General features: G+C 43.9%; 19 protein-coding genes. 11 read left to right on the top strand and 8 right to left on the bottom strand.

From position 1 onward, the window contains the following. Window positions 1-195 precede the first annotated feature (195 nt). The gene (locus AB4307_RS17370; RefSeq protein ID WP_372132757.1) at window positions 196-1800 is read right to left on the bottom strand and encodes a mechanosensitive ion channel family protein; all 1605 of its coding nucleotides are present in this window, start codon (window positions 1798-1800) and stop codon (window positions 196-198) included. Between the two features lie 252 nt (window positions 1801-2052). Here AB4307_RS17370 and AB4307_RS17365 point away from each other — a divergent pair, with 252 nt between their 5' ends. The 4 genes from AB4307_RS17365 to AB4307_RS17350 all read left to right on the top strand — a co-directional run bounded on the left by AB4307_RS17365 (window position 2053) and on the right by AB4307_RS17350 (window position 6696). After that, on the top strand, window positions 2053-2301 hold the full coding sequence (locus tag AB4307_RS17365; protein ID WP_017062732.1) for a hypothetical protein: 249 nt from the start codon (window positions 2053-2055) through the stop codon (window positions 2299-2301). Between the two features lie 911 nt (window positions 2302-3212). Beyond that, window positions 3213-5276 carry a protein-disulfide reductase DsbD family protein gene (locus AB4307_RS17360; RefSeq protein WP_372132784.1) on the top strand — a complete coding sequence of 688 codons (2064 nt, stop codon included), beginning with the start codon at window positions 3213-3215 and terminating at the stop codon, window positions 5274-5276. A gap of 3 nt (window positions 5277-5279) precedes the next feature. Next, a complete protein-coding gene (locus AB4307_RS17355) occupies window positions 5280-5849 on the top strand; it encodes a protein disulfide oxidoreductase (protein ID WP_151408427.1) in 570 nt (189 codons plus the stop codon). A gap of 127 nt (window positions 5850-5976) precedes the next feature. Further along, window positions 5977-6696, top strand: coding sequence for a DsbA family protein (locus tag AB4307_RS17350; RefSeq protein WP_372132753.1), 720 nt, complete (start codon window positions 5977-5979; stop codon window positions 6694-6696). Window positions 6697-7010: 314 nt separating this feature from the next. On the opposite strand, the gene AB4307_RS17345 is transcribed toward AB4307_RS17350, so the two are convergent. Then, window positions 7011-8027: a succinylglutamate desuccinylase/aspartoacylase family protein gene (locus AB4307_RS17345; RefSeq protein WP_372132750.1), complete on the bottom strand. Its 1017-nt coding sequence runs from the start codon at window positions 8025-8027 to the stop codon at window positions 7011-7013. Window positions 8028-8403: 376 nt separating this feature from the next. Here AB4307_RS17345 and AB4307_RS17340 point away from each other — a divergent pair, with 376 nt between their 5' ends. From AB4307_RS17340 to AB4307_RS17330, 3 genes are all read left to right on the top strand, one after another. After that, window positions 8404-9402 carry a porin gene (locus tag AB4307_RS17340; RefSeq protein WP_372132747.1) on the top strand — a complete coding sequence of 333 codons (999 nt, stop codon included), beginning with the start codon at window positions 8404-8406 and terminating at the stop codon, window positions 9400-9402. 155 nt (window positions 9403-9557) lie between these two features. After that, entirely contained in the window at window positions 9558-10448 is an 891-nt protein-coding gene (locus tag AB4307_RS17335; RefSeq protein ID WP_017062738.1) for a DMT family transporter, read from the top strand. A 68-nt stretch (window positions 10449-10516) separates the two neighbouring features. Then, window positions 10517-11134, top strand: a complete 618-nt coding sequence (locus AB4307_RS17330; protein WP_017062739.1) for a glutaredoxin domain-containing protein — start codon at window positions 10517-10519, stop codon at window positions 11132-11134. Between the two features lie 153 nt (window positions 11135-11287). Here AB4307_RS17330 and AB4307_RS17325 read toward each other — a convergent pair whose 3' ends face one another. The 3 genes from AB4307_RS17325 to AB4307_RS17315 all read right to left on the bottom strand — a co-directional run bounded on the left by AB4307_RS17325 (window position 11288) and on the right by AB4307_RS17315 (window position 13364). Beyond that, window positions 11288-11422 carry a hypothetical protein gene (locus tag AB4307_RS17325; protein ID WP_010431176.1) on the bottom strand — a complete coding sequence of 45 codons (135 nt, stop codon included), beginning with the start codon at window positions 11420-11422 and terminating at the stop codon, window positions 11288-11290. A gap of 285 nt (window positions 11423-11707) precedes the next feature. Continuing rightward, window positions 11708-12058, bottom strand: coding sequence for a hypothetical protein (locus AB4307_RS17320; protein ID WP_017057980.1), 351 nt, complete (start codon window positions 12056-12058; stop codon window positions 11708-11710). A gap of 100 nt (window positions 12059-12158) precedes the next feature. Next, window positions 12159-13364, bottom strand: coding sequence for a multidrug effflux MFS transporter (locus AB4307_RS17315; protein ID WP_048610725.1), 1206 nt, complete (start codon window positions 13362-13364; stop codon window positions 12159-12161). A gap of 108 nt (window positions 13365-13472) precedes the next feature. Between AB4307_RS17315 and AB4307_RS17310 the strand changes: the two genes are divergently transcribed. Together AB4307_RS17310 and AB4307_RS17305 are read left to right on the top strand one after the other, a co-directional pair. Then, window positions 13473-14369: a LysR family transcriptional regulator gene (locus AB4307_RS17310; RefSeq protein ID WP_017068382.1), complete on the top strand. Its 897-nt coding sequence runs from the start codon at window positions 13473-13475 to the stop codon at window positions 14367-14369. A gap of 142 nt (window positions 14370-14511) precedes the next feature. Beyond that, window positions 14512-16356 carry a putative bifunctional diguanylate cyclase/phosphodiesterase gene (locus AB4307_RS17305; protein ID WP_017068381.1) on the top strand — a complete coding sequence of 615 codons (1845 nt, stop codon included), beginning with the start codon at window positions 14512-14514 and terminating at the stop codon, window positions 16354-16356. 106 nt (window positions 16357-16462) lie between these two features. On the opposite strand, the gene shyA is transcribed toward AB4307_RS17305, so the two are convergent. From shyA to AB4307_RS17290, 3 genes are all read right to left on the bottom strand, one after another. Continuing rightward, complete coding sequence (gene shyA, locus AB4307_RS17300; protein ID WP_372132744.1) at window positions 16463-17773, bottom strand: peptidoglycan DD-endopeptidase ShyA; 1311 nt, start codon at window positions 17771-17773, stop codon at window positions 16463-16465. A gap of 276 nt (window positions 17774-18049) precedes the next feature. Further along, entirely contained in the window at window positions 18050-18349 is a 300-nt protein-coding gene (locus tag AB4307_RS17295) for an isoamylase early set domain-containing protein (protein ID WP_009845720.1), read from the bottom strand. Between the two features lie 124 nt (window positions 18350-18473). After that, the gene (locus tag AB4307_RS17290) at window positions 18474-19127 is read right to left on the bottom strand and encodes a hypothetical protein (RefSeq protein WP_017064322.1); all 654 of its coding nucleotides are present in this window, start codon (window positions 19125-19127) and stop codon (window positions 18474-18476) included. 32 nt (window positions 19128-19159) lie between these two features. Here AB4307_RS17290 and AB4307_RS17285 point away from each other — a divergent pair, with 32 nt between their 5' ends. Together AB4307_RS17285 and AB4307_RS17280 are read left to right on the top strand one after the other, a co-directional pair. Continuing rightward, entirely contained in the window at window positions 19160-19642 is a 483-nt protein-coding gene (locus AB4307_RS17285) for a GFA family protein (RefSeq protein WP_170791798.1), read from the top strand. Between the two features lie 175 nt (window positions 19643-19817). Continuing rightward, window positions 19818-20492 carry a YoaK family protein gene (locus AB4307_RS17280; protein WP_102427987.1) on the top strand — a complete coding sequence of 225 codons (675 nt, stop codon included), beginning with the start codon at window positions 19818-19820 and terminating at the stop codon, window positions 20490-20492. Window positions 20493-20675: the final 183 nt, after the last annotated feature.

Genomic DNA, 20675 nt, shown 5'->3' with positions numbered 1-20675 from the left:
ACTTTCCAGATTAAGCCTACCCCATCATAACGTAATTCTAAGGTGGTTGAGTGACATAAAAGAATGAAGCTCAACATAAGCGGCAACCAATAAAAATGGACGCTTGTTCAGCGTCCATTTGATATCACATTAAGAATGATGGCTCTAAGCCATGCTTAGCTTTTTCGTAATAGCTTTTCATACTAGATCTTTCGTTTAGTTCTCTTCGTGATTGTAAATATGTACATCTCGTTGAGGGAATGGAATCGTGATGCCTTCTTCATCGAAGCGTTTCTTCACGGTTTCCGTTACATCCCAGTACACATCCCAATAGTCATCAGTCTTAACCCAAGGTCGTACTACGAAATCAACAGAAGACGTATTCAAGGTATGAAGCTTGATCATATGCTCTGGTTTTTTCAACACTAGAGGGTGTGCAAGAATGATGTCGTTCAATACCGCTTTCGCTTTATCGATATCATCTGAATAACCAATACCGAAAACCATATCAACACGTCTTACACGTTCTGCCGTGATGTTGTTGATCACGTCACCCCAAATCTTGTTGTTTGGGATCACCAAGCGTTGGTTATCAATGGTTTGAACAGTCGTCGATACTAAGCTCATGTCTTTTACCGTGCCTTGCACGCCTGCCACTTTAACCATGTCACCGACGTCATAAGGACGGTAGATCAAGATCATCAAACCCGATGCAAAGTTAGATAGTGTGTCTTGCAATGCGAAACCAATGATGACACCGGCTACACCGAAACCAGTAAGAAGAGGTGCTAGCTCTATCCCTATTTGAGACAGTGCGATAAGCAAACCAATAAACACGACCGCTTTAGATGCGATGGATACAAAGAAGTCCTGCATCAATACACTGAAGTCCATTTTAGAGTGCGAAACACTCTTACGAACGGTTTTGCGAGCCACGTTAGCAATAAGGCGAGTTACATACAAAATACCGAGAAACAGAGCAAGTTTAACGATAAAAGAAGGGGTATTTTCAAAAGCCCATGAACTGAACGAACGAAGCCAACCATCCAACAGCTCCAGTGCAACATCAACATCCAACACATCGGCGTTAATGTCACCTGTCGTCGCTAGCAAAACACGTTTGTACGAAGTCACATCCACGCCAAACGGTTCCATTAGCGTGATGGTTTCTTCTAAGCTCGCGACCATAACGCTAGTGCGCTCGCTGAAACGTTCAAGCTCCTTTTTAATCGTCGCTTTCTCTTCTTCATTCACAAAAGACAAACGCGCTTCTAGATCTTGTCGCTGTGTGTCTGTGTAAAGAATGGCATTTGTCAGGTATTTAGAACGAGCAATTAACGCCGTTTTAAGTTCACCTTCAGGAACAGCAACATCAACACCACGCTCTTTCGACCAATTTAAGGTCTTAGCAAGCTGCTGATAATAGACATCCATCATTCCGATTCGTTTTTGAATACGCAATTCAAGGCGTTTTTTAGCGTCACCTTCAGCTGAACGGTTTTCTTTACTCATTGAAACGATTTTAGTTTCATTCAACGACAGCAATTTTTGTAGCAGTTCGACCTGCTGAGCAAGAGTGACATCCAGCCCCTCTTTTTTATCTGACGATAGCTGTGAAAAAATCTCTTCGCGTAGACCCTGATTCTTACGCCTTAAGATATCTTCAAGAAAGGGCTTCTCAGCATCATGCGCCGTTTCTAATGTTGCTAGATCGAGCATTAACTGATCTTGTACTTCTCCGATTTTCTCAACGCTCTGCGCATAACTTCCAAATGCGACAAACGCCAACATTAACAATAGACAACGCCAAACCTTCATCATATTAATTCCTATTACTGTCTAAATTGACCCTATAAATAGTAGTAAAAAGAATATGGATAACAAGCATTTAAACGTATGTTATGCTAAAAATTCGCAAATTATCAGCCTTCTTCTAATATTTGAGAGTTCCAATCCCCTCTTATGACCTGTAGAGTACGCATCCAACAAAGAACAACGACCAATATCTTCATTCTGGCACATGCACTAAAGCGCCTTAAATAGGATGTTGGCTCACAGCAAGAGATCATAAAAATGAACAACGAACTTGATATTATTGAGTCTCTAGAAGAACTAGAGCAATTCCTAATTTCAGTGGAAGCTGGCGGTTTAGGCCTTGAAGGGGTTGAAGGTGTAGGCATGGCAACCAATAATTCAGATGGTCGTCACTTCGTTGCTGTATTCAACAGCAGCCACAAAGTTCTGCTTGCTCGCTGGATCACCAAAGAAGTGTTTGATAACGGTAAAGACTTGGTACGTAACGGCCCTCGCCGCACTCACTAAGCCTTTCCAATAGCACCAATGATTAAAGCCCAACACATTCACTGACGGTCTGTTGGGCTTTTTTGTATCGCCTCATCTTGGTTAGACCACTCGATACAGAATAATTAGCGATAACTTTCAGTTGTTGTGAACTTTAGCTAGAACTCAAGGTCGTATACGCGTGAATTGGTGTTTATGCGTCGTTTATCGTGTACCTGCCGTTTTCCGCGTTTATACATAGTTTCACTTTAACCATTTTATGACTTGTGGCACGAAGAGAACTTATCTAAGCTAACCACAATTCAATGAGCTTGCTTTAACGACTAACAGATTTGATTACTGACTAATTTGCTGAACACATCACTACTTTTCTTATCCACAAAGAACCGCCGACAAAAGCATTCGCTTTGGGCGCTCTTCCTTACCGGACTGGTTATCGTAACTTGTCTGGCGAGCACTCTGGCCGTAAAGAAAGTATCGTTATCTGCATCCGCTAATGGTCAATCAGTCCTAGTTGGTGCACAAACTCATACAGAAACCAGTAACCCTCAAACCGACATCGCTTCTTCAGAAAAAATGGCCACTCTATACGCCAGTGTTTTCGGCTTAGAAGCCTCAAAAATGTTAACGTCCCCCAATTCAAGTTCATGCAGCCTAAGTTCAAAAATGCTGACCTTTGCCGCCCCAAAAACCGGCTGGCTGATCCCATTCGTACTTATTATTGCTGTTGCGTTTAACTTACCTCCTCACATCTCGAGATTATCTAGAGACAATCATCGCTCTACTCGACCGACAAAACACCGATTGCATCTAAAGCACTGTATATTTAGAGAGTAAATAACCGGGCTACTACACCCTTTTATTTATTTTTTGGAGATACATTTGTGTACAACACACTACTAACTAAGTTTGTCGATTCATTGGCATTCTCTATGCGTACATGCGCGAAAACCTTAGTCACTGCCCTTTTGGTTATGACGTCATTTACCGCCTTGGCACAGACAACAGGCTGGCTTAGTGTGCCTGAGCATCCGCCTGTTAAAATGCGAATGATGTCGACGGGTGAACAGTCGGATGACGGCTCTAAGATCCAAACCGTGCTCGATGTCGTGCTCGACGGCGACTGGAAAACCTATTGGCGCAGCCCAGGCGAAGGTGGCATTCCGCCAAGCTGGGACTGGTCTGATTCAACTAATATAGAGTCTGTAGATTGGCATTGGCCGATCCCTAAATACTACGAACAACTTGACGTAATGACGCTGGGCTACAAAAAGCACGTAAGCTTTCCTGTCACCCTAACGTTGAAAGACAAAACGCAACCTGCTGTATTTAGGGCTTCTCTCTCGTTCCCGTCGTGCACCAATATTTGTGTTTTGACTGACTATGACATCGAACTCCCTATCGACACGCAGCAATTGCAGTTCGATGAAGAAGCGATGTTCTTGTTCAACCAAGGCATGAGCCAATCTCCAAGAGAAGCGAACCGGACTTCAGTAAACGGTCTATTTTGGGACAAAAGCAAGCAACAACTGGTCACTCAACTAACCAGTAACGAAGGCTGGGATAAGCCGATGGTGTTGATCGATGGCAAAGAAGTCATCGATGATTTCTTTGCTCAACCAACCGTCCACATCACCGGCAATACGATGACCGCTGTATTTGACGTCAGCAACTGGATAGGCGAAGTCGCCTTAACGGATCGCACCGTTAGTGTCACCGTTTCAGACACTAATTTCGCCGAAGAGATGACGGCCAAAGTTGGCTCAGAACCGATCGCTTACCAAACAAGCAACAACGGCTTTTTGGCGATGATAGGCTTCGCTTTAATTGGTGGTTTGATCCTCAACATCATGCCATGTGTGTTGCCAGTCTTAGGAATGAAATTAAACAGCATCATTCAAAACCAAGGTGCATCTAATCGTCATATTCGACTCTCATTCTTAGCTTCTGCTTCAGGTGTCATTACATCATTTGCGCTGTTAGCCCTAGGTATGACCGCTCTAAAAATGGGTGGTAATGCAATTGGCTGGGGAATCCAGTTCCAAAATGTTTGGTTCATCGGGTTCATGCTGATCATCACTTTGCTGTTTTCGATTAACCTGCTTGGGTTATTCGAATTCAGACTACCATCAGGTTTAAACACCTGGATGGTAACCAAAGGCGATGACTCACATTCAGGCCACTTTGTTCAAGGCATGTTTGCAACGCTGTTAGCAACGCCGTGTAGCGCGCCATTCTTAGGAACCGCTGTCGCGTATGCACTTGGAGCAAGCTACCAAGAGTTATGGGCTATCTTCATCACGCTTGGTATCGGTATGAGTGCGCCTTGGTTGATCTTTGCGCTATTCCCAAGCCTAACCAAATTGCTTCCAAAGCCTGGGGCGTGGATGTTCAAAGTTAAGCTGGTATTTGGCTTAATGATGTTCATTACCAGCCTATGGCTAACAAGCCTCCTTAGCCCATTCATTGGTAAATTCCCAACTATCCTGCTGTCGCTATTTATCGTGATTTCAGTATTGATTTGGATTGGCCGTAAGTTGGGTCGCAAGGTGCTTATTCCTATCGTCGCAACCACAACCTTGGTGTTTGGTGCTGCATTGATCGTCGGTAGTGTCACCGCTGATAACTGGGCGACACCGATTGTTGACGATCTCGATTGGCAAAAGCTAGATGCAAAACAAATCCCTCAATTGGTTGAGCAAGGCAAAACGGTATTTGTCGATGTGACCGCTGAGTGGTGTATTACCTGTAAGGCCAACAAGATCGGCGTCATTCTCCAAGACCCTGTCTACAGCCACCTGCAGCAAGAAGACATTGTTTTGATGAAAGGCGATTGGACAACACCAAGTGAAAGTGTCACTCAATACCTACAAAGTAATGGTCGATTTGGTGTGCCATTTAATATCGTCTACGGCCCAAGCTATAGAAGCGGTATTCCACTGCCTGTCATTCTCGACAGTGACACTGTCGTTCAAGCCATCGACGCTGCGAGATAATGGATGAAGACTCCCAACAATGAAGAGAAATCTAGCACGACTGAAGACAGCGCTGTAAAGGGTGAAACCAAAAAGCCAAGTCGTCTTAAGAAGTGGGGAAAGGAACTGGTTTCAATGATATTGATCGTTGGCGTGGTTTCATTTGCGATGGACTTTTATCACAGCAGAAGCATGCCTCAGGGCGACGCGATTCCAATTGTGGGTCAATCGCTCCAAGGCGAAGATATTGATGTTATCGAGCTAAGCAAAAATGGTAAGCCAGTCATTGTCTATTTTTGGGCGACTTGGTGTGGTGCCTGCAAATTTGTAAGCCCAACCGTCAATAGCTTCAGTGATTCCCATCAGGTGGTTTCGGTCGCTCTATCGTCTGGTCCAGACGAGCGTGTTCAGCGCTACTTAGAGGCGAAAGAGTATGACTTCCCTGTGATCAATGATCTTTCTGGATCAATCAGCAGAAGTTGGGGCGTTAGTGTCACTCCAAGCATCGTCATCATCAAAGATGGAAAAATTAGCAGTATCGCAACAGGCATTACTTCCCCGATAGGGCTTTGGTTGAGAACCTACTTTGCCTAACTCGCTTACAAAGAAAAACAGAGCAAAGCAAGGTGAACAACTCGATTTAGCCCGTTTAACGAACAGGATTTCCGTGAGCGCGACCCAATGAGCGCTCACGATTATCAAGAATTAGAGAATAAATAGCATGAAAAAGCATCTGATTAGTACACTGATTTTAGGCTCACTAATGAGCACCACTGCCTTCGCTGAGTTAAGCACAGAACAAACCCAGCAACTTGAAGAGATTAACCAATTTCTGAAAGAGAACCCTTCTACGATCTCTGGTTTACATACCAGCTTAGAGCAGTACGTAGCAGGTCAAGAGCAAACGAAAAAAGCCCAAGCGGAAAGCCATGATTGGTTATACAACAATGACGCCCACCCAATCACGGGCAATCCGGATGGCAAATCGGTCATCATTAACTTTACCGACTATAACTGCCCTTACTGTAAGCGCTTGGAAAAAGGCTTGGTTCAATTAGCCTCTGAAAACAGCGACATTAAAGTGATCAACGTGTACTTATCGTTTAAGCAGCAACAGGTTTCGGGGCTAGACACCAACGCGGCGCTATACGCGATGAAAGTATGGAAAGATAACCCAGAAGCATTCCCTGAAGTTGATAGATTGCTGATGGCGAAAAGCGGTATTCACTCGAAAAGCTCACTAGAAGCCGTTGCCAAGAAGACGGGAACAGAGGCGGAACTAAAAACAACTCAAGAACAAAACCAGGTTCTAACCACTAACCATCAAACGTTCAGTGCACTCGGCTTAACGGGCACTCCAACCATGATGATGAACGGAAATGTTTTACCAGGATATGTGCCTTACGACCGATTAAAAGAGGTCGTGGATGACGCTTTTTAATCGAGTGTAGATAGAGATAAAGATTCAAAAGAGAAGTAATAAAAAGCCGACTCGCGTAACTCGCAGTCGGGTTTTTGATGAGTTTAAGATAATGTTTTCAATATTATTTTTGAAATAGAAAAGCAGTCGAAGTGTCACTATCTTGCAATGGATTCTTAATCTAGCCTCGCTACTCTAAAAGCAGTTCTCTCGATGAGTCCAAGACGTGCTTACTCTAGACAACTGTCCTTTGACCGAGCCCTGCTCGGTCTTTTTTTTGCGTGTTTTAATGGCGACACAGTGCATTAACACGGAAACGTCCAACCGACTGAGCCTTAACTTAGCAAGCGACAAACAAGCGCGCCCGGCTCCCTTAATGCATCCACGTTATAGCTGAGTACACGCCCAGAAGATGGTGCGTGGTAGCGGCGACATTCATTACCGAACGCATCATATTGGATGGCGAGCAGATCATCTTGTTCGACACTTTGCAAAAGCTCGACCTGAGTCAACACAAAGCCACCTATGTCGGCGCGTATAGACACGACGTTGTTGCCTTCTATCCAGTCCATACTTGGCAGCTGCATTTTCTCGGGATGATTTATTTCAACCTCGAACATTTCATAATAAGATAGCATGTTAAAAACACCGTCTACCGCTCGTTGAATCATGTCAGGCTGAGTAAATTTCCCCATCCCAACTTCCACCGTGATGCTCGGAATTCCACTTCGATTCCAAACCGTTTCCAAAATACCTGGGTCACCAGGGTCATTCAGAACACAATCGGGCTGCATCAGCCTCGCCATCTCCAAACATTGCTCAACTCGGTAATCAGCAAATACATAAAGTGGATAAACTGCGCCACGAGTTTGAGTGTGGAGATCAACGGCGAAGGTGGCATTATGCTTAAGCAAACGCTCCCACAAAGACGCAACAAAGCGCTCCGCTGCCAAGCCATTAGCATCACCCGGAAAGAGTCGATTAAGATTGGCAGGACAAGAGCCCGGATCCGAAGAGATGAAATCACGGCTATGGTTCAGCAAGCCAGACAAATTCACAGTAGGCACAATCGTTACCGTACCTTTGAGCGTTTTACCGACTAAGTCCCTGATAATTTGCTGTGCAGCCAACACTCCGTTTAGCTCATCACCGTGAATACCGGCGGTGATCATCAACTTAGGACCTTCTTGACTGCCTTTGAAAACAGAAACCGGCATGTTCTTAGGTTGCCCTAGCCCATCACTGGTGACTTGAAACCAAAACTGGTGCTCTCCAACGGGTAGGTCTTCAACATTCAAGGAGCCAATAACCTGCCTACCTTGTAAAACATCGCCTAAGTACTCTGTTTTCATCCAACGTCTCCATATTGTTGAGCAGAATCTATTCTCTTCTAAGTTTTTGCATCATAGAGGATATCCTTACCAGTACAAGCAGTTAATCAGATTAACAAGCTCTCAGCGCAGCCAAAATTCACCACCATCGACATACGTGATTGCAAGGTAAAACTTGCCAATGTGACCTTTGAAATACACGCAACTTGTATAACTATTCATAGAACACTCAGTCGCATGAAATAAAAATGCAATAAAATCAACACTTAAAAAAGTTCCCCATTCACGAAAATGTAATTTTATGGAAATGAAAGCTTAATTTATCTGCTCTAAATTAGCTTCATATCGAAACGGAGAGCACATTGCTCACGGATTTTAAAATACAAGGTAAGTGATTATGAAAAAGGCAGTTCTAGCTTCTGCAGTGGTAGCGGCACTAGTTTCAGGTTCATCTCTAGCAGCAACAGTTTACAGCTCTGACGGTACAGAACTTAAAATTGGCGGTCGTGCGGAATTCCGTGGTGATTTCATTGGTTCAGGCGGTAAAGAAATCGACGGAACAATGAAAAATAAAAGCCGTGTACGTTTAAATGTTGGCGGTACTACAGAAATCACTAGCGACCTATCTGGTTTTGGTTTCTACGAAGCAGAACAAGGCGTAAATTCTTCAGCTGACAATGATGAAACTGACAACTTTAAGCAACGTTACATGTATGCAGGTTTTGAAGGTAACTTCGGCGCAGTATCAGTAGGTCGTCAAGATACAGCTGCAGCTCAAATCTCAGAAATGTCGGATGTTACTATCTACTCTGGTGACCAAAAAGCATTCATCAATGCAGGTGACGAGCAAATCAATAACACGTTTGTATACGCTTACGACGCAGACGCACTTTCTCTTAAAGCAAGTTTGATTGCTGGTGAAGACAAAGATACTGACGGTTACGGTATCTCTGGTATTTACACACTACCAATGGGCTTAGGTTTTGGTCTTGGTTACTCAGGTAACGACAACGGTACTGGTAATGGTTCAGCAACGGCTGTAATCGCTGGTATTAATTACAAAATGGATGCTCTATATCTAGGTGCAACCTACACAATGGGTGACCTAGACGACAAAGCAAAAACTGAGTTCTCTGGTGTAGAAGTTGCGGCTAAGTACAAACTAACAGATCAGTTTGAATTGGCTGCTTTGTACCAAAAACAAGAAAAAGACGCGACACAGAACTTAACTGTAGACACAGCTGACTTCTTTGAGCTGACTGGTACTTACAAGTTCAACAAATCTATCCGTACATACGTTGCTTACCAATTAAACAATCTAGACGACGTAAAAGTTGCAGGTTTAGAAACACAAAGTGAAGACTCTCTTCGCCTAGGTGTACGTTACGACTTCTAATCTAAATCGACTTTAGATACAGACTAAAAAGGTTGGGCAATGGCTCAACCTTTTTTCATATTCAAATATTCTGACTGACTTCATCAATGCTTTTTCTGGTTAAGTGGTGCTAAATCCGTATCATAGGTGAACCACATCAAATAATTAGAAGCATCATGTCACAACACCATCCGATCCAAGGCGCTAGCTGGATGCTAACCGCAGGCCTAGCCTTTGCCGTTATTAACAGCCTAACTCAAATTGCTAGCATTCATTTCGGACTGACTTCTACCACCGTTGCCGTCATTCAATACGCCATCGCGTTATTCGCTATTCTTCCTTACCTAAAAACGCTGGGTATTCGCCGCGCGCTAAAAACCGACAACCTCAAATTGCACGTATTCCGTGTCTTCTTGTCTGTTATTGGTATTCAACTTTGGATATGGGCACTGGCTTACCCAGTACCAATTTGGCAAGGCATTGCCCTTCTCATGACATCGCCATTGTTTGCAACCATTGGTTCAGGGCTTTTCTTAAAAGAGAAAGTTGGGGCTGCTCGCTGGGGCGCGACCTTAGCAGGCTTCGTGGGTGCGATGGTGATTCTAGAGCCGTGGGCTGAAGATTTTAACTGGGCAACGTTATTACCAGTCGGTGCCGCTTTCTTCTGGGCATGCTACTCACTGATGGTGAAAAAGCTCTCTTCACAAGACAGCCCTTCTACCATGGTGGTCTACCTTTTACTATTGATTACACCATTTAACATCCTACTTGCTGCGCCAGATTGGCAGACGCCAAGTGGCGGTACGATTTGGGCGATCTTAATTGTCATCGGTGTTATGACGGCACTTGCTCAATGGGCAATTGTAAAAGCCTACTCAGTCGCTGATGCTTCATTCGTACAACCTTTTGACCACGCAAAATTACCGCTAAATGTCCTAGCAGGTTGGATTGTATTTAGCTGGGTTCCACCGGGTCGTTTATGGCTAGGGGCTGCTATTATTATTGCGTCAGTTGCATTTATAACGCACTGGGAAACTAAAAAACCTTCAAAAGTGAAGAAAGTTTAAGGTTGGTGAAATAAATAGTTCGACAGTCCGTTCTATATGGATAAGAGAATTCAAACGAGGCCGTAACCATGAAGAAACCAGTCAAGATTACACTATACCGTTGGGCAGGCAGCTGGGGTCCATTTAAAGTTAACATCCCATGTGGAGAATGTACCCTTACCAAAGACATTCTGAAGGATACTTTTGAGAATGAGTTGGCCGATGTCGATGTCGAACTGGAAGTGAAAGATTGGTTGTCTCACTGGTGGGAGCCGCTAAAACTAGGCTCTTGGCATGCTCCAATCCTTGTTGTTGAAGGCAAAGTGGTCAGCCAAGGTGAAGCGCTGAATCGCGGTGTGTTAATCCAATCGGTGATCAAAGAGTGGACCAAACGAGACAGCCTAAAAGGCAACATCGTTTATGGTAAGGCGACCTGCCCATTCTGTGTTAAAGCGAAGAAAATGCTGGATGAAGCGGGTGTTGAATACCAATACCACGATGTCGTAAAAGACAGCGCCGCTTTGTACCGTATGATTCCAGAGGTAAAAGCACACATTGGTGAGAAAACACCGGTCACCGTCCCGCAGATCTGGCTTGATGGTAAGTACATCGGTGGTGCCGATAACTTAGAAGCGTGGATGAAAGAGAATGGCTTAGATAGCATCCCTAATAATGTGGTCGACTTATCCAATCAATCTGCTGGCTGAGTTCATTAAAAGCCATTAGTCAGAAGCTTAATTGGTATTTTTTGTGTCCATCCACAACAAAACAAAGCGATAACTTTCACCAATCGCTAAAACGAAAAAGGCCTTAAACTTCATCGAGTTTAAGGCCTTTTAAAATTCCGTTTTTGAAAATGCTTATTTAGCCATTTTCTTCATCATTCGCTTAAAGAACGATGGTTTCTTTGGCTTTGAAGTGCCGTACAATGCTTCGTGCATCATGTTTTTTGCTGCCATTTGACCAAGGTATGCGTGGCCTAGTTCGTAATTCATGCTTATCTCCGCACATAATCAACTTTCTTTAGCGCGGATTCTACACTTAAAACGCCCAAAAACAAGATCTAAATCACACTTTAATGCAATATTAAGCGTTCATTTGCAATTAGCCTAATTTTGTCTCTGTGCTAATCAGCATTGTTTTTGTATATCAATGAGTTAACCTAAATTCTGGTTTGAGCTTAATGCTCCATTCCTAATAACAACCCAAGACATTGATTTAGACACTGATAAAAAAAGCAGCTCAATAGAGCTGCTTTCTAAAATGCTTTACTGAGAAACCTAGCTGCGCTTTGGCTGTCTGTAAGTTTTACCGGCAATTTGGTATGTGTCTTTTTGCTTCAATTCAAACATCGTTTCAAAGAACCAAGCTGCAAATTTGATTAAGTCATCGCCTTCATTCATAACATGTTCGATGTACTCTTGCTCTTCGCCTTGTTCATTTTCTTGAAGCGTCACGTGGTAAATACGCTTTTCGCCTTCCACTTCAGCAAGTGCAAATTGACCAGTCAGTGATGCAGCAGCCTCAGCGACTTCTGTATCCTCATTGGATTTCAATAGCTCAAGCGCTTGAGGCAGGCCATCTAGTGCGCAGATAGCTTTTACCAGTACTTCAAATTCATTTTGCTGCATTTTGTTCTTACCTATTCAATGGACCGAAGCATTGTAGAAAACCATCAGCACAAATACAACGTATTAACGATGGTGCGTTAAACGATAGTGAATTTAGTGTTTAGCTATATTCCACTTCAACAGTATCGCCTTTGTTGTTCATTTTGGTTGAAGACCAAAGCACTCCGCCCATGGCTGCGCCAATAATGAGGTAGAACACGCCTAACTGTAGATGAGTCGTGACCCAACTTTCTACCAGATACCCACCCAATAAACCCGCTAAACACATCTGAATAGAGCCCGACAATGCCGATACTGCGCCCGCTTGTTTCTTATGAGGTTCTAATAACATGCTGATTGATAATGGGAACGAGATGCCTTGTGCTATCGCCAACCAAGTAAACGCCCAAACTAAGTTAAAGATGGATAACTCATGAGTAAGAAGCCAAGTTCCCGATGCCAAGATAATCAAAATAGCTAGGCTCATCAGTTGGGGCGTACTAAACCTACGATTGAGTAAGTTTAAAGCGACGCTACCTATCAGTAAGCCTGCCGAAGGGACAATCATCAATGAACCATACTCAGCGGCGGTCAGCCCCAATTGCTCTTGCATTAAGAATGGAAACAACGACAGCGATACCAAACTCGCCATGTAGCTCATCCAGTTGTAACTGGCACTGGTCAACACTTGGCGATTGGTCAACAAGCGTCCGTAGTTCTTCACCACTTGGCACGCATCAAAGCGGCTCTTTCCGTATGGCAAAGTTTCATGCAACACGAAGTAACCCAGTGTGAATATCGCCAGTAAATACAATAGAACGAAAAGGAACACCGCCTGCCAACCAAGGTGGAATGAAATCCAGCCACCAAATACAGGCGCGATGATCGGCATAATCGACGCGGTGATCGAGATATAAGACAACGCTTTGGTAAGCTGTGAACCATCATAGCTGTCACGAAGCACACTTCGCCCAAGAACCGAGGCACTACCCGCCCCTAAACCTTGCAGCAAGCGACCAACTTCTAGCGCCGTCATATTGTCAGAAAACACAACACAAACGACTGTACCAATCAAATAAACACCCTGACCTAACAAGAAGATAGGTCTTCTTCCCACCGCATCGGACATCGGTCCGTAAAATAGCTGAGACAAGCCAAAACCCACCAGAAACAGCGTGACGAGAAGCTGTACATCTACTTGAGTAGCACTTAAATCAGAAGCAATTAACGGTAATGCTGGCAAGTAGATGCTCACACCCACCTGCCCCGTAGCAATAATCATCATTGCTAAGAGTAACGGTGTTTTTTTAAAGGTCGATTGGCTCAAAAAATTCCCTATTCGTTTGATATTTGTTCATTAGACGAGTTTACATTCAAAACCAATAATTGATAATTAGCTAAATTGGAATTTTATTAAGTCCCAGCAGGAAATAATATGGATTGGATTCTTAACGTAAAAAGCTACGTCAGAGTAGTCGAAGAAGGCAGCTTCAATGGTGCTGCTCGAAAGCTGAACACCACCAGCTCGGCGATCAGTAAAAGAGTGAACTGGTTAGAAGAGCGCATCGGCACCCAACTGTTAAAGCGTACCACGCGATCAATTAGCCAAACCGAAGCAGGTGCGCTCTTTTACCTGCGAGCCAAGGATCAGCTCGACAATTGGCAGTCCATTATTGATGAGACTCGCTCGGTTAACCAAACCCCAGCAGGCCTATTAAAGATTGGCGCTACGATTGCGGTTGGCTCTAAGTTTCTGGTGCAATACATGGACGACTTCTTAGAAAAGTACCCTGATATTAAGGTACAACTCATCACCACTACGCCCGGTCAATTACCCGAGCTTGGCTTGGACTTGGTAATCAGTCGTGAACTAGAACAACTCAACTCATTAAGCTTCAAGAAAACACCGCTGTTTGAACACAGAGCCAGCTTCTATGCAGCACCAAGCTATCTTGCCAAACACGGCTACCCCACTTGCGAGCAAGATTTGGAGCAACACAACTCGTTAATTTGGGGAGAGCGTCCGACCCGTGAAGTAGCGCTCACCAAAGGGCAGCGAATAACGTTAAACGGTAACTTTGCGACCACCAATCCAGAGGCTTTGTTTCATGCTGCGAAGCGAGGAATGGGCGTACTGTTAACCATCAAAGCGATGATCAAAGAGGATCTAAAGCAAGGGACATTAGTTCCAGTATTGCCAAATATTACCGCCGACGAAGTGATGGTTTACGCGTACTACCCTAAGCTTGATTACTCGCACACGCGAACCAAGCTCTTTTTGGACCATCTGAAAGACAGGCTAGACAAAGAGCGTAGCACGCAAGCTCTGTGAAATAAGTCACATTTTAATTTGAAAAGTTATACAACACGGCTAATAATAAACTTGACGCACATAGATTATACAAGTTCGCACATATACAAGATAATACGTATACCGCTTACACAGTGAATCTGGTTAACTAGGGGTGGTGGCTATGACTCAACATACGCACAATAGCATGATAGACACAGAGCGCATTGGCCGTTTGCTGAAATTGGAAGGTATCGACCTTTTAGAGTCAGCTGTGCTTACTTTACATCAGACCTTTGATACTCAATACACTAGCATCATTGAGAAGAAGTACTTCCCTGACCAAACCGTTCCTTTGGTGATCGCCCATTCTGATCATGTATTACATGACAAAATCAATGCGCGCCATGGTCACATCTACCAACAAGCCGTCAATCAAAGACACCCAGATTGCTCATTTTCTCAGTACATCGTCCAGTCATTGCCAACATCGGCATTTAGGCAGGAAATCACCTCACAAAACTCCATCGCGATCCCGACTCAAACTCAAAGTGGCGAAGTGATGGGCGTGCTGTTTTCAACGTTCACCTCGCCTCTTAGCCCTGATCAGCAACAAGACGTGGTAAAGCACCATCAATTGTTCGCCGACATCATCATCCACACCTTGCGTGAAATGTGGTTTAACGATCGTTCCGAACAACTTGTAAATCAGCTTAGTTATGAGGTGTCACACGACAGCCTAACCGGGTTACTCAACCGAAGCTGTTTATCAGATACCTTAGAGTCGATTACTCAACAGAGCGTCACTCCGTTTACATTGGCTTTACTCGATATCAATAGCTTCAAAGCCATTAATGATATGCACGGTAATTATATTGGCGACAAGGTGCTGCAGTTTGTCGCAGAAATATTGCGCCGAACTTTACCTGAAAGCAACCTGACTTTCCGGACTGCTGGCAACGAGTTCGCCTTCATCACCTACCATTCTGATCCGATAGCCGTGTGCGAACAAATACTGGCCAAAATTAAGCAGGGCTACAGTAGCGTTGATATCAAGATAGATTTCGACGTCAGCATCGGTATTGCCAGTTCGGATGGAGACAACAAAGACGTTGAGCAAATCATCTTCAATACCAGCTTGGCGCTTAAAGAGTGTAAACACAGCCAAGATACTCATATTCAATGTTATGACACTCACTTAAGAGTTCGTTACCAAAGAAAAACCGAGCTAGTCGCAGCGCTACGAAGTGAGCTGGAAAACCCAATTTCACAAAGCTATATCCCCGACAGCAATGGAATGTACGTAGTTGTACAGCCGATTGTGGGTCAAGGTGAAACGCAATGGGAATATTTCGAGGTACTGACTCGCTGGAAAACCGCCAGACATGGAGACATCTCACCCGTAGAGTTTATTCAAGTGGCAGAAGAGTCAGGGCTGATTGTCGAATTAGGTGAACGCATTATTGAATTGGTGTGCCGCGCTAAAACCACACTAGAGCAAGGCTTGGGCTACAAGGTTAAACTTGGAATCAACTGCTCTGCGCACGAGCTTACTGATTCGAAACGTTATATATCCTACCTGACTCGAACCATTGAACAGCACCATTTTAAGGCGAATGAGTTTGTTATCGAGTTAACCGAAACCGTTCTGTTATCGCCAACACAAGAGACAAAATCCGCGCTTAACTTTCTGAGAGGACAAGGCTTCACGATTGCACTCGACGACTTTGGTACAGGCTACTCCAGTTTGAACTACATCCACAGCTACCCTATCGATTGCATTAAAATTGATGCGACCTTTATCCGAGACTTGTTAACTAGTTCGACCTCAGAGAGCGTAGTATGGCTGATTGTTCAACTGGCCCATAGACTCGATGTATCTTTGGTTGCGGAAGGTGTTGAGAAGCGTGAGCAATTAGAAAAGCTGCACGCGATGGGATGTGACAAGATCCAAGGTTACCTCTACTCACCTCCAATGCGACCTGAAGCTATCGTTAGCTATGTCGCGCACTCAGAGCCTTTAGTTTAAACCCTTACCGAACCTTCTATTGAGAACTAAAAAGCCGCAAGAGCATCACTTAACACTGACTGTGCTTTGTGATGCTCTTGCGGCTTTAAAACAGTTTAATGGCTAGCTACTTACTAGCATTATTAACCATTGCTAGATTGCGCGTTTCTAACGCTGCCTTCAATAGCTTGTCGGCTTCATCTCTTGCTACTACAAACGTCGCTTTTTCCTTTTTAGGCACAGAATCTGCCATCGGGATATTTGCTGTCATTGCATTCACAGGACGACCACGTTCAATCAGTTCGTAGTGCAAGTGTGCACCTGTCACTCGGCCAGTTTTGCCAGACAAACCAATACGCTGTCCACGAGATACCGTTTGTCCTTTACGAACGAGGATCTTACTCAAATGTAGATAACGCGTTTTGTAAGTACCGCCGTGCTGAATGACCACGTAGTTACCCGCATATGGGTGCTTACGCGTCATAATCACTTTGCCATCACCCGTTGCTTGAACCGGCGTACCAACTGGCGTCGCGAAATCTGTACCGTTGTGCGGTGAAATGCGGCCAGTCACAGGGTGTAAGCGCTTAGGGTTAAACTGAGAACTTTGGCGCCAGCTACTGCTCACTGGGTAACGTTGGAAAGCACGTTGAAGGCTATCGCCATTAGCATCGTAATATTGTCCGTCGGTGTGTAAGTATGCTGACACAACGCGGTTACGATTCATGATCTTAATTGCTTCAATTTCACGTTTTCCGGTTGCAACACCATCAACATATTGCGCTTTTTGAAGCACTTCAAACTGATCGCCAACACGTAGGTCTCGGCTAAAGTTCAGCTTATCTTTAAGAAGAGTCACAATATGGTCAATCTCAAGACTGCTCAGGCCAACCTTGTTCGCCGACATTGAGAAGCTGCCATGAATATCACCCACTAAAGGTTTTTGCTTCCATTCACCAGGAATAGAGATGTCTTCGAATTCGTAGCTGCCGTCATCAAGCAGTCGGTAAACCACTTTGTCCGCGACGCTAAATTGAAGTTCCATTTTAGAAAGGTCGCCGGTCGCTTCATCACGCCAAAAGCGTAATGTATTACCCGGACGAAGCGTATCTAAAGCAAGGAAGTTCAAATCAGTTTCCATCACGCTCATCATCGATTTGTAAGAAAATCCAAGCTGAGTGAAGATGCTACTCAAGTTATCGCCAGATTGAATTTGATACTCAAATGTCGGCGGCTCAATAACGGTAACAGAAGATGGTGACAGAATTGACTCAATAACGGTTGAGTCGGGCAAATCAAGATCGATCGTTTTCGTCAGATCCGATTGTGACGATTGCAAAGCAACACCAATCGCAGCAATAAGTGGCAGTCCCAAAATAGCTACTTTTTTTACAGGTGAAAGCTCAGCAAACGGAGAGGGAAATATTTTTGAATACACGGTAAACAGGTCTTTCTACGATATAAAGGCATAGGATATGCTTTTCAAACGCATAAATCATCAATGCATTGTCATAATATGATGTGAATCTTCCCAACTTAGCCTAAGTCATTGAGTTGCCGTAGATGAAGAGCCACTAGATAAGAAATAAAATTAACCGCTAAATTTAAAAATAAAAAAGCAGAAACGGCTAGTTTCTGCTTTCTATTGGTTGACGTTATTCCGTTTCGAATAATTAATAAACGAAGCGAATTAGTCGCTGGTTTTAAGAAAAGATTATGCGTTTACCGTCGACACTAGGCAGTTGTCTTCACCAAATTCATTTGGGATGTAACGATCGGCATTCGCATCGTTCACCCATTGTTGGTCATCAACTAGGTAGCGGAATTGAAACTCGCCATCTTTAGGTAGACGAGTTTTAAACTTGTAAACCTTCCCTTTGGCCAGTTTTTTCATTGGGGTGGCTTTCCAATCAAGAAAGTCAGCAACGATGGATACAGAGTTCGCTTCCTGAGCTTCTAGCTCGAAGGTCACTTCAACTTCATCTTTCGTCTTAAAAAAACGTTTATTAATCATTCGCAAGCTCCATTTGTAATAATAAGCGGACACAAAGCTAACTGTGTCTAAATTTCATTCATCTAACTAAGATAATATGTAATTTGGCTCACATAAACAACAGATCCTTACATTCACGAAAACGTTATTGCTTACCAATTGATTGCGTATCAAAAGAAAAACTCATTAACACCTTTTCAGAAGGGGGTTCTGCAAATGATTGTTCCGCAGAATGCTGAGTAAAGCCGATAAAACCTTCCCCAGTAAGTTTATTCTGTGATTGCGAACCTGGCTGCTGAGCTACCTCCAATGTCTGAATTTGTATACGATCACCCAGTAAAAGTTGGTCGACTAACACCACACGGCTTCGTTGCTGGTCATGCTTAAACAGGCCTAGATAATAGAAAACACCGCTGCCTTGGTTAGATATCCACATCGGCGCGACAAAGAAACTCGCCTTGCCCAGCGTGGCGGCTGAAAGATTATTTGTGTCTACCGTTACCACACCGCGCTCAACACCTGAGTCATAGCGTCCAAACGCGATGGCTCTAGGCTCATCAACTTCATTGATAAAAGCGTAGGCGTTAGTCTCAGGAACTTTAATTGTCCATGGATTGGTCGTCTTCAAATCAAAAACGGTTTCTACGACTGGGTCATAACTCACTTGAGAAGAAGGAAACTTCGCCAAGATCTCTTCATCACTTAAGCTAAAGCGATAAATACCCGCTACTATCACCACAACCAGCATGACAATTGGAATCAGTAGAATCAGAGGGATAGGTAAGATTTTCTTTTTCATGGGCAATTATATTCTTTTGTTTTCATCCAGTTGTGCAGACCATAAAGGGCTTTAGTATAATTATCAATACAGGGTTAACCAGAAGTGGAGCATGGATGGATATCAATCATATTAAAGATAGAAATATCAGAAGTTGCGAATGCCGCTGTGGAGCAGTCAACCTAGTATGCCGAGGTGAACCTCAACGTACATCTGTCTGCCATTGCTATGAGTGTCAGAAACGCACCGGAAGTGTGTTCGGCATTCAGGCTCGGTTCCCAATAGAACAAGTTACACTCAGCGGTGAAGTGACCTCTTTTTCACGCATCAGCGATACGGGTAATGAAGTCACCTATCAGTTTTGTCCCAAGTGTGGCACCACCATGCTTTTGCAGTCGGTTGCCGCCGCTGATTTTTATATCGTCCCGCTCGGATTATTTAAAGAGCAAGACTTCCCACTGCCGAGCTTTTCGGTTTATGAAGAACGCAAACACGGTTGGGTTAAGTTCGACCACCAAATGAGCCATTACAACTAGTTCGTCATTGAGCGTTATCTTTATCTCGTTATTGACCGTTATCTTTATATAGCAACAGTATTAAAACAAACTGCAATACTGTTGCCTAAGATCAAATATCACCGCTTCACAGCGCTAGCGTATCTTTTGTCTAGCGTTATAATCTTGCTCCTCTATTTAACCCAGGGTGAACCACATGATTTCTAAGTTACCTCGCTGGGTTGAATACGGCGCCCTTTTGTTAGCTGGTCTTGCTGGCAGTGTTAATGCTATCGGCTTACTTGGCTTCCAACATCAAGCTATCTCCCATATCTCCGGCACCATGTCTTTGCTAGGCAGTAGCCTGCTTACACCGACCTCGGCTTCTGTTCACCTCCTATTGGTGATCATGAGCTTCATGTTAGGTGCGGCGTTCAGCGGGTTCTTTATTGAAAACCAAGCATTGAAGTTAGGACGCCGTTACGGTGTTGCACTATGTATTGAGGGTGGATTGCTGTTTTTGGCGCTGTGGACACTGTTGCAAGGCTATACTTCAGGTCAGTATTTCGCTTCAGCCGCGTGTGGTTTGCAGAACGCGATGATCACCACTTACAGCGGGGCAATCATTCGAACAACACACATGAGCGGGATCATTACCGATCTTGGGATCATGATTGGCGCTCGCTTAAAGGGGATGCCTTTTGACTGCCGTAAAGCCAAACTGCTAATTTTCATTGTGGTTGGCTTCCTGTTTGGCGGCTTAATTGGCGCTTGTCTGTTCCAACGCTTCGAAATCTTGGCATTGGCTTTCCCTGCCTCTTTTGCTTTCATTATTGCGTTTAGCTACTGGTTATACTTGACCTATCGAACTGAAACCCCAGTCAATTTATAAATATCTGGCAATATAACCTCAAACTACGTAACATCCGCAACACTTTATTCTAAACTCTTAATACGTTGCAGAATAACCAGTATGAATATTTAGCGATATTTGATGAATAGTATTGCAAGCGATATTAATACTGGGTAATCTTGCACCCAATGAGAAAATACGGACGTTTAGTGAATAAAAATG

The organism is Vibrio sp. 10N.261.52.C2 (assembly GCF_041471425.1).
Lineage (GTDB): Bacteria > Pseudomonadota > Gammaproteobacteria > Enterobacterales > Vibrionaceae > Vibrio > Vibrio crassostreae_C.
The sequence above is the reverse complement of the archived record's forward strand: the minus strand, read 5'-3'. Positions and strand labels throughout refer to the sequence as shown.

What these genes read in the sequence shown, in the direction of transcription:
- AB4307_RS17330 (WP_017062739.1), top strand. Translation starts at nt 10,517, where the DNA reads ATGAAGAAACCAGTCAAGATTACACTATACCGTTGGGCAGGCAGCTGG.
- AB4307_RS17345 (WP_372132750.1), bottom strand. Translation starts at nt 8,027, where the DNA reads ATGAAAACAGAGTACTTAGGCGATGTTTTACAAGGTAGGCAGGTTATT.
- AB4307_RS17295 (WP_009845720.1), bottom strand. Translation starts at nt 18,349, where the DNA reads ATGATTAATAAACGTTTTTTTAAGACGAAAGATGAAGTTGAAGTGACC.
- AB4307_RS17325 (WP_010431176.1), bottom strand. Translation starts at nt 11,422, where the DNA reads ATGAATTACGAACTAGGCCACGCATACCTTGGTCAAATGGCAGCAAAA.
- AB4307_RS17355 (WP_151408427.1), top strand. Translation starts at nt 5,280, where the DNA reads ATGAAGACTCCCAACAATGAAGAGAAATCTAGCACGACTGAAGACAGC.
- AB4307_RS17280 (WP_102427987.1), top strand. Translation starts at nt 19,818, where the DNA reads ATGATTTCTAAGTTACCTCGCTGGGTTGAATACGGCGCCCTTTTGTTA.
- AB4307_RS17310 (WP_017068382.1), top strand. Translation starts at nt 13,473, where the DNA reads ATGGATTGGATTCTTAACGTAAAAAGCTACGTCAGAGTAGTCGAAGAA.
- AB4307_RS17350 (WP_372132753.1), top strand. Translation starts at nt 5,977, where the DNA reads ATGAAAAAGCATCTGATTAGTACACTGATTTTAGGCTCACTAATGAGC.
- AB4307_RS17370 (WP_372132757.1), bottom strand. Translation starts at nt 1,800, where the DNA reads ATGATGAAGGTTTGGCGTTGTCTATTGTTAATGTTGGCGTTTGTCGCA.
- AB4307_RS17320 (WP_017057980.1), bottom strand. Translation starts at nt 12,058, where the DNA reads ATGCAGCAAAATGAATTTGAAGTACTGGTAAAAGCTATCTGCGCACTA.
- AB4307_RS17335 (WP_017062738.1), top strand. Translation starts at nt 9,558, where the DNA reads ATGTCACAACACCATCCGATCCAAGGCGCTAGCTGGATGCTAACCGCA.
- AB4307_RS17290 (WP_017064322.1), bottom strand. Translation starts at nt 19,127, where the DNA reads ATGAAAAAGAAAATCTTACCTATCCCTCTGATTCTACTGATTCCAATT.
- AB4307_RS17365 (WP_017062732.1), top strand. Translation starts at nt 2,053, where the DNA reads ATGAACAACGAACTTGATATTATTGAGTCTCTAGAAGAACTAGAGCAA.
- AB4307_RS17360 (WP_372132784.1), top strand. Translation starts at nt 3,213, where the DNA reads ATGCGTACATGCGCGAAAACCTTAGTCACTGCCCTTTTGGTTATGACG.
- AB4307_RS17305 (WP_017068381.1), top strand. Translation starts at nt 14,512, where the DNA reads ATGACTCAACATACGCACAATAGCATGATAGACACAGAGCGCATTGGC.
- AB4307_RS17340 (WP_372132747.1), top strand. Translation starts at nt 8,404, where the DNA reads ATGAAAAAGGCAGTTCTAGCTTCTGCAGTGGTAGCGGCACTAGTTTCA.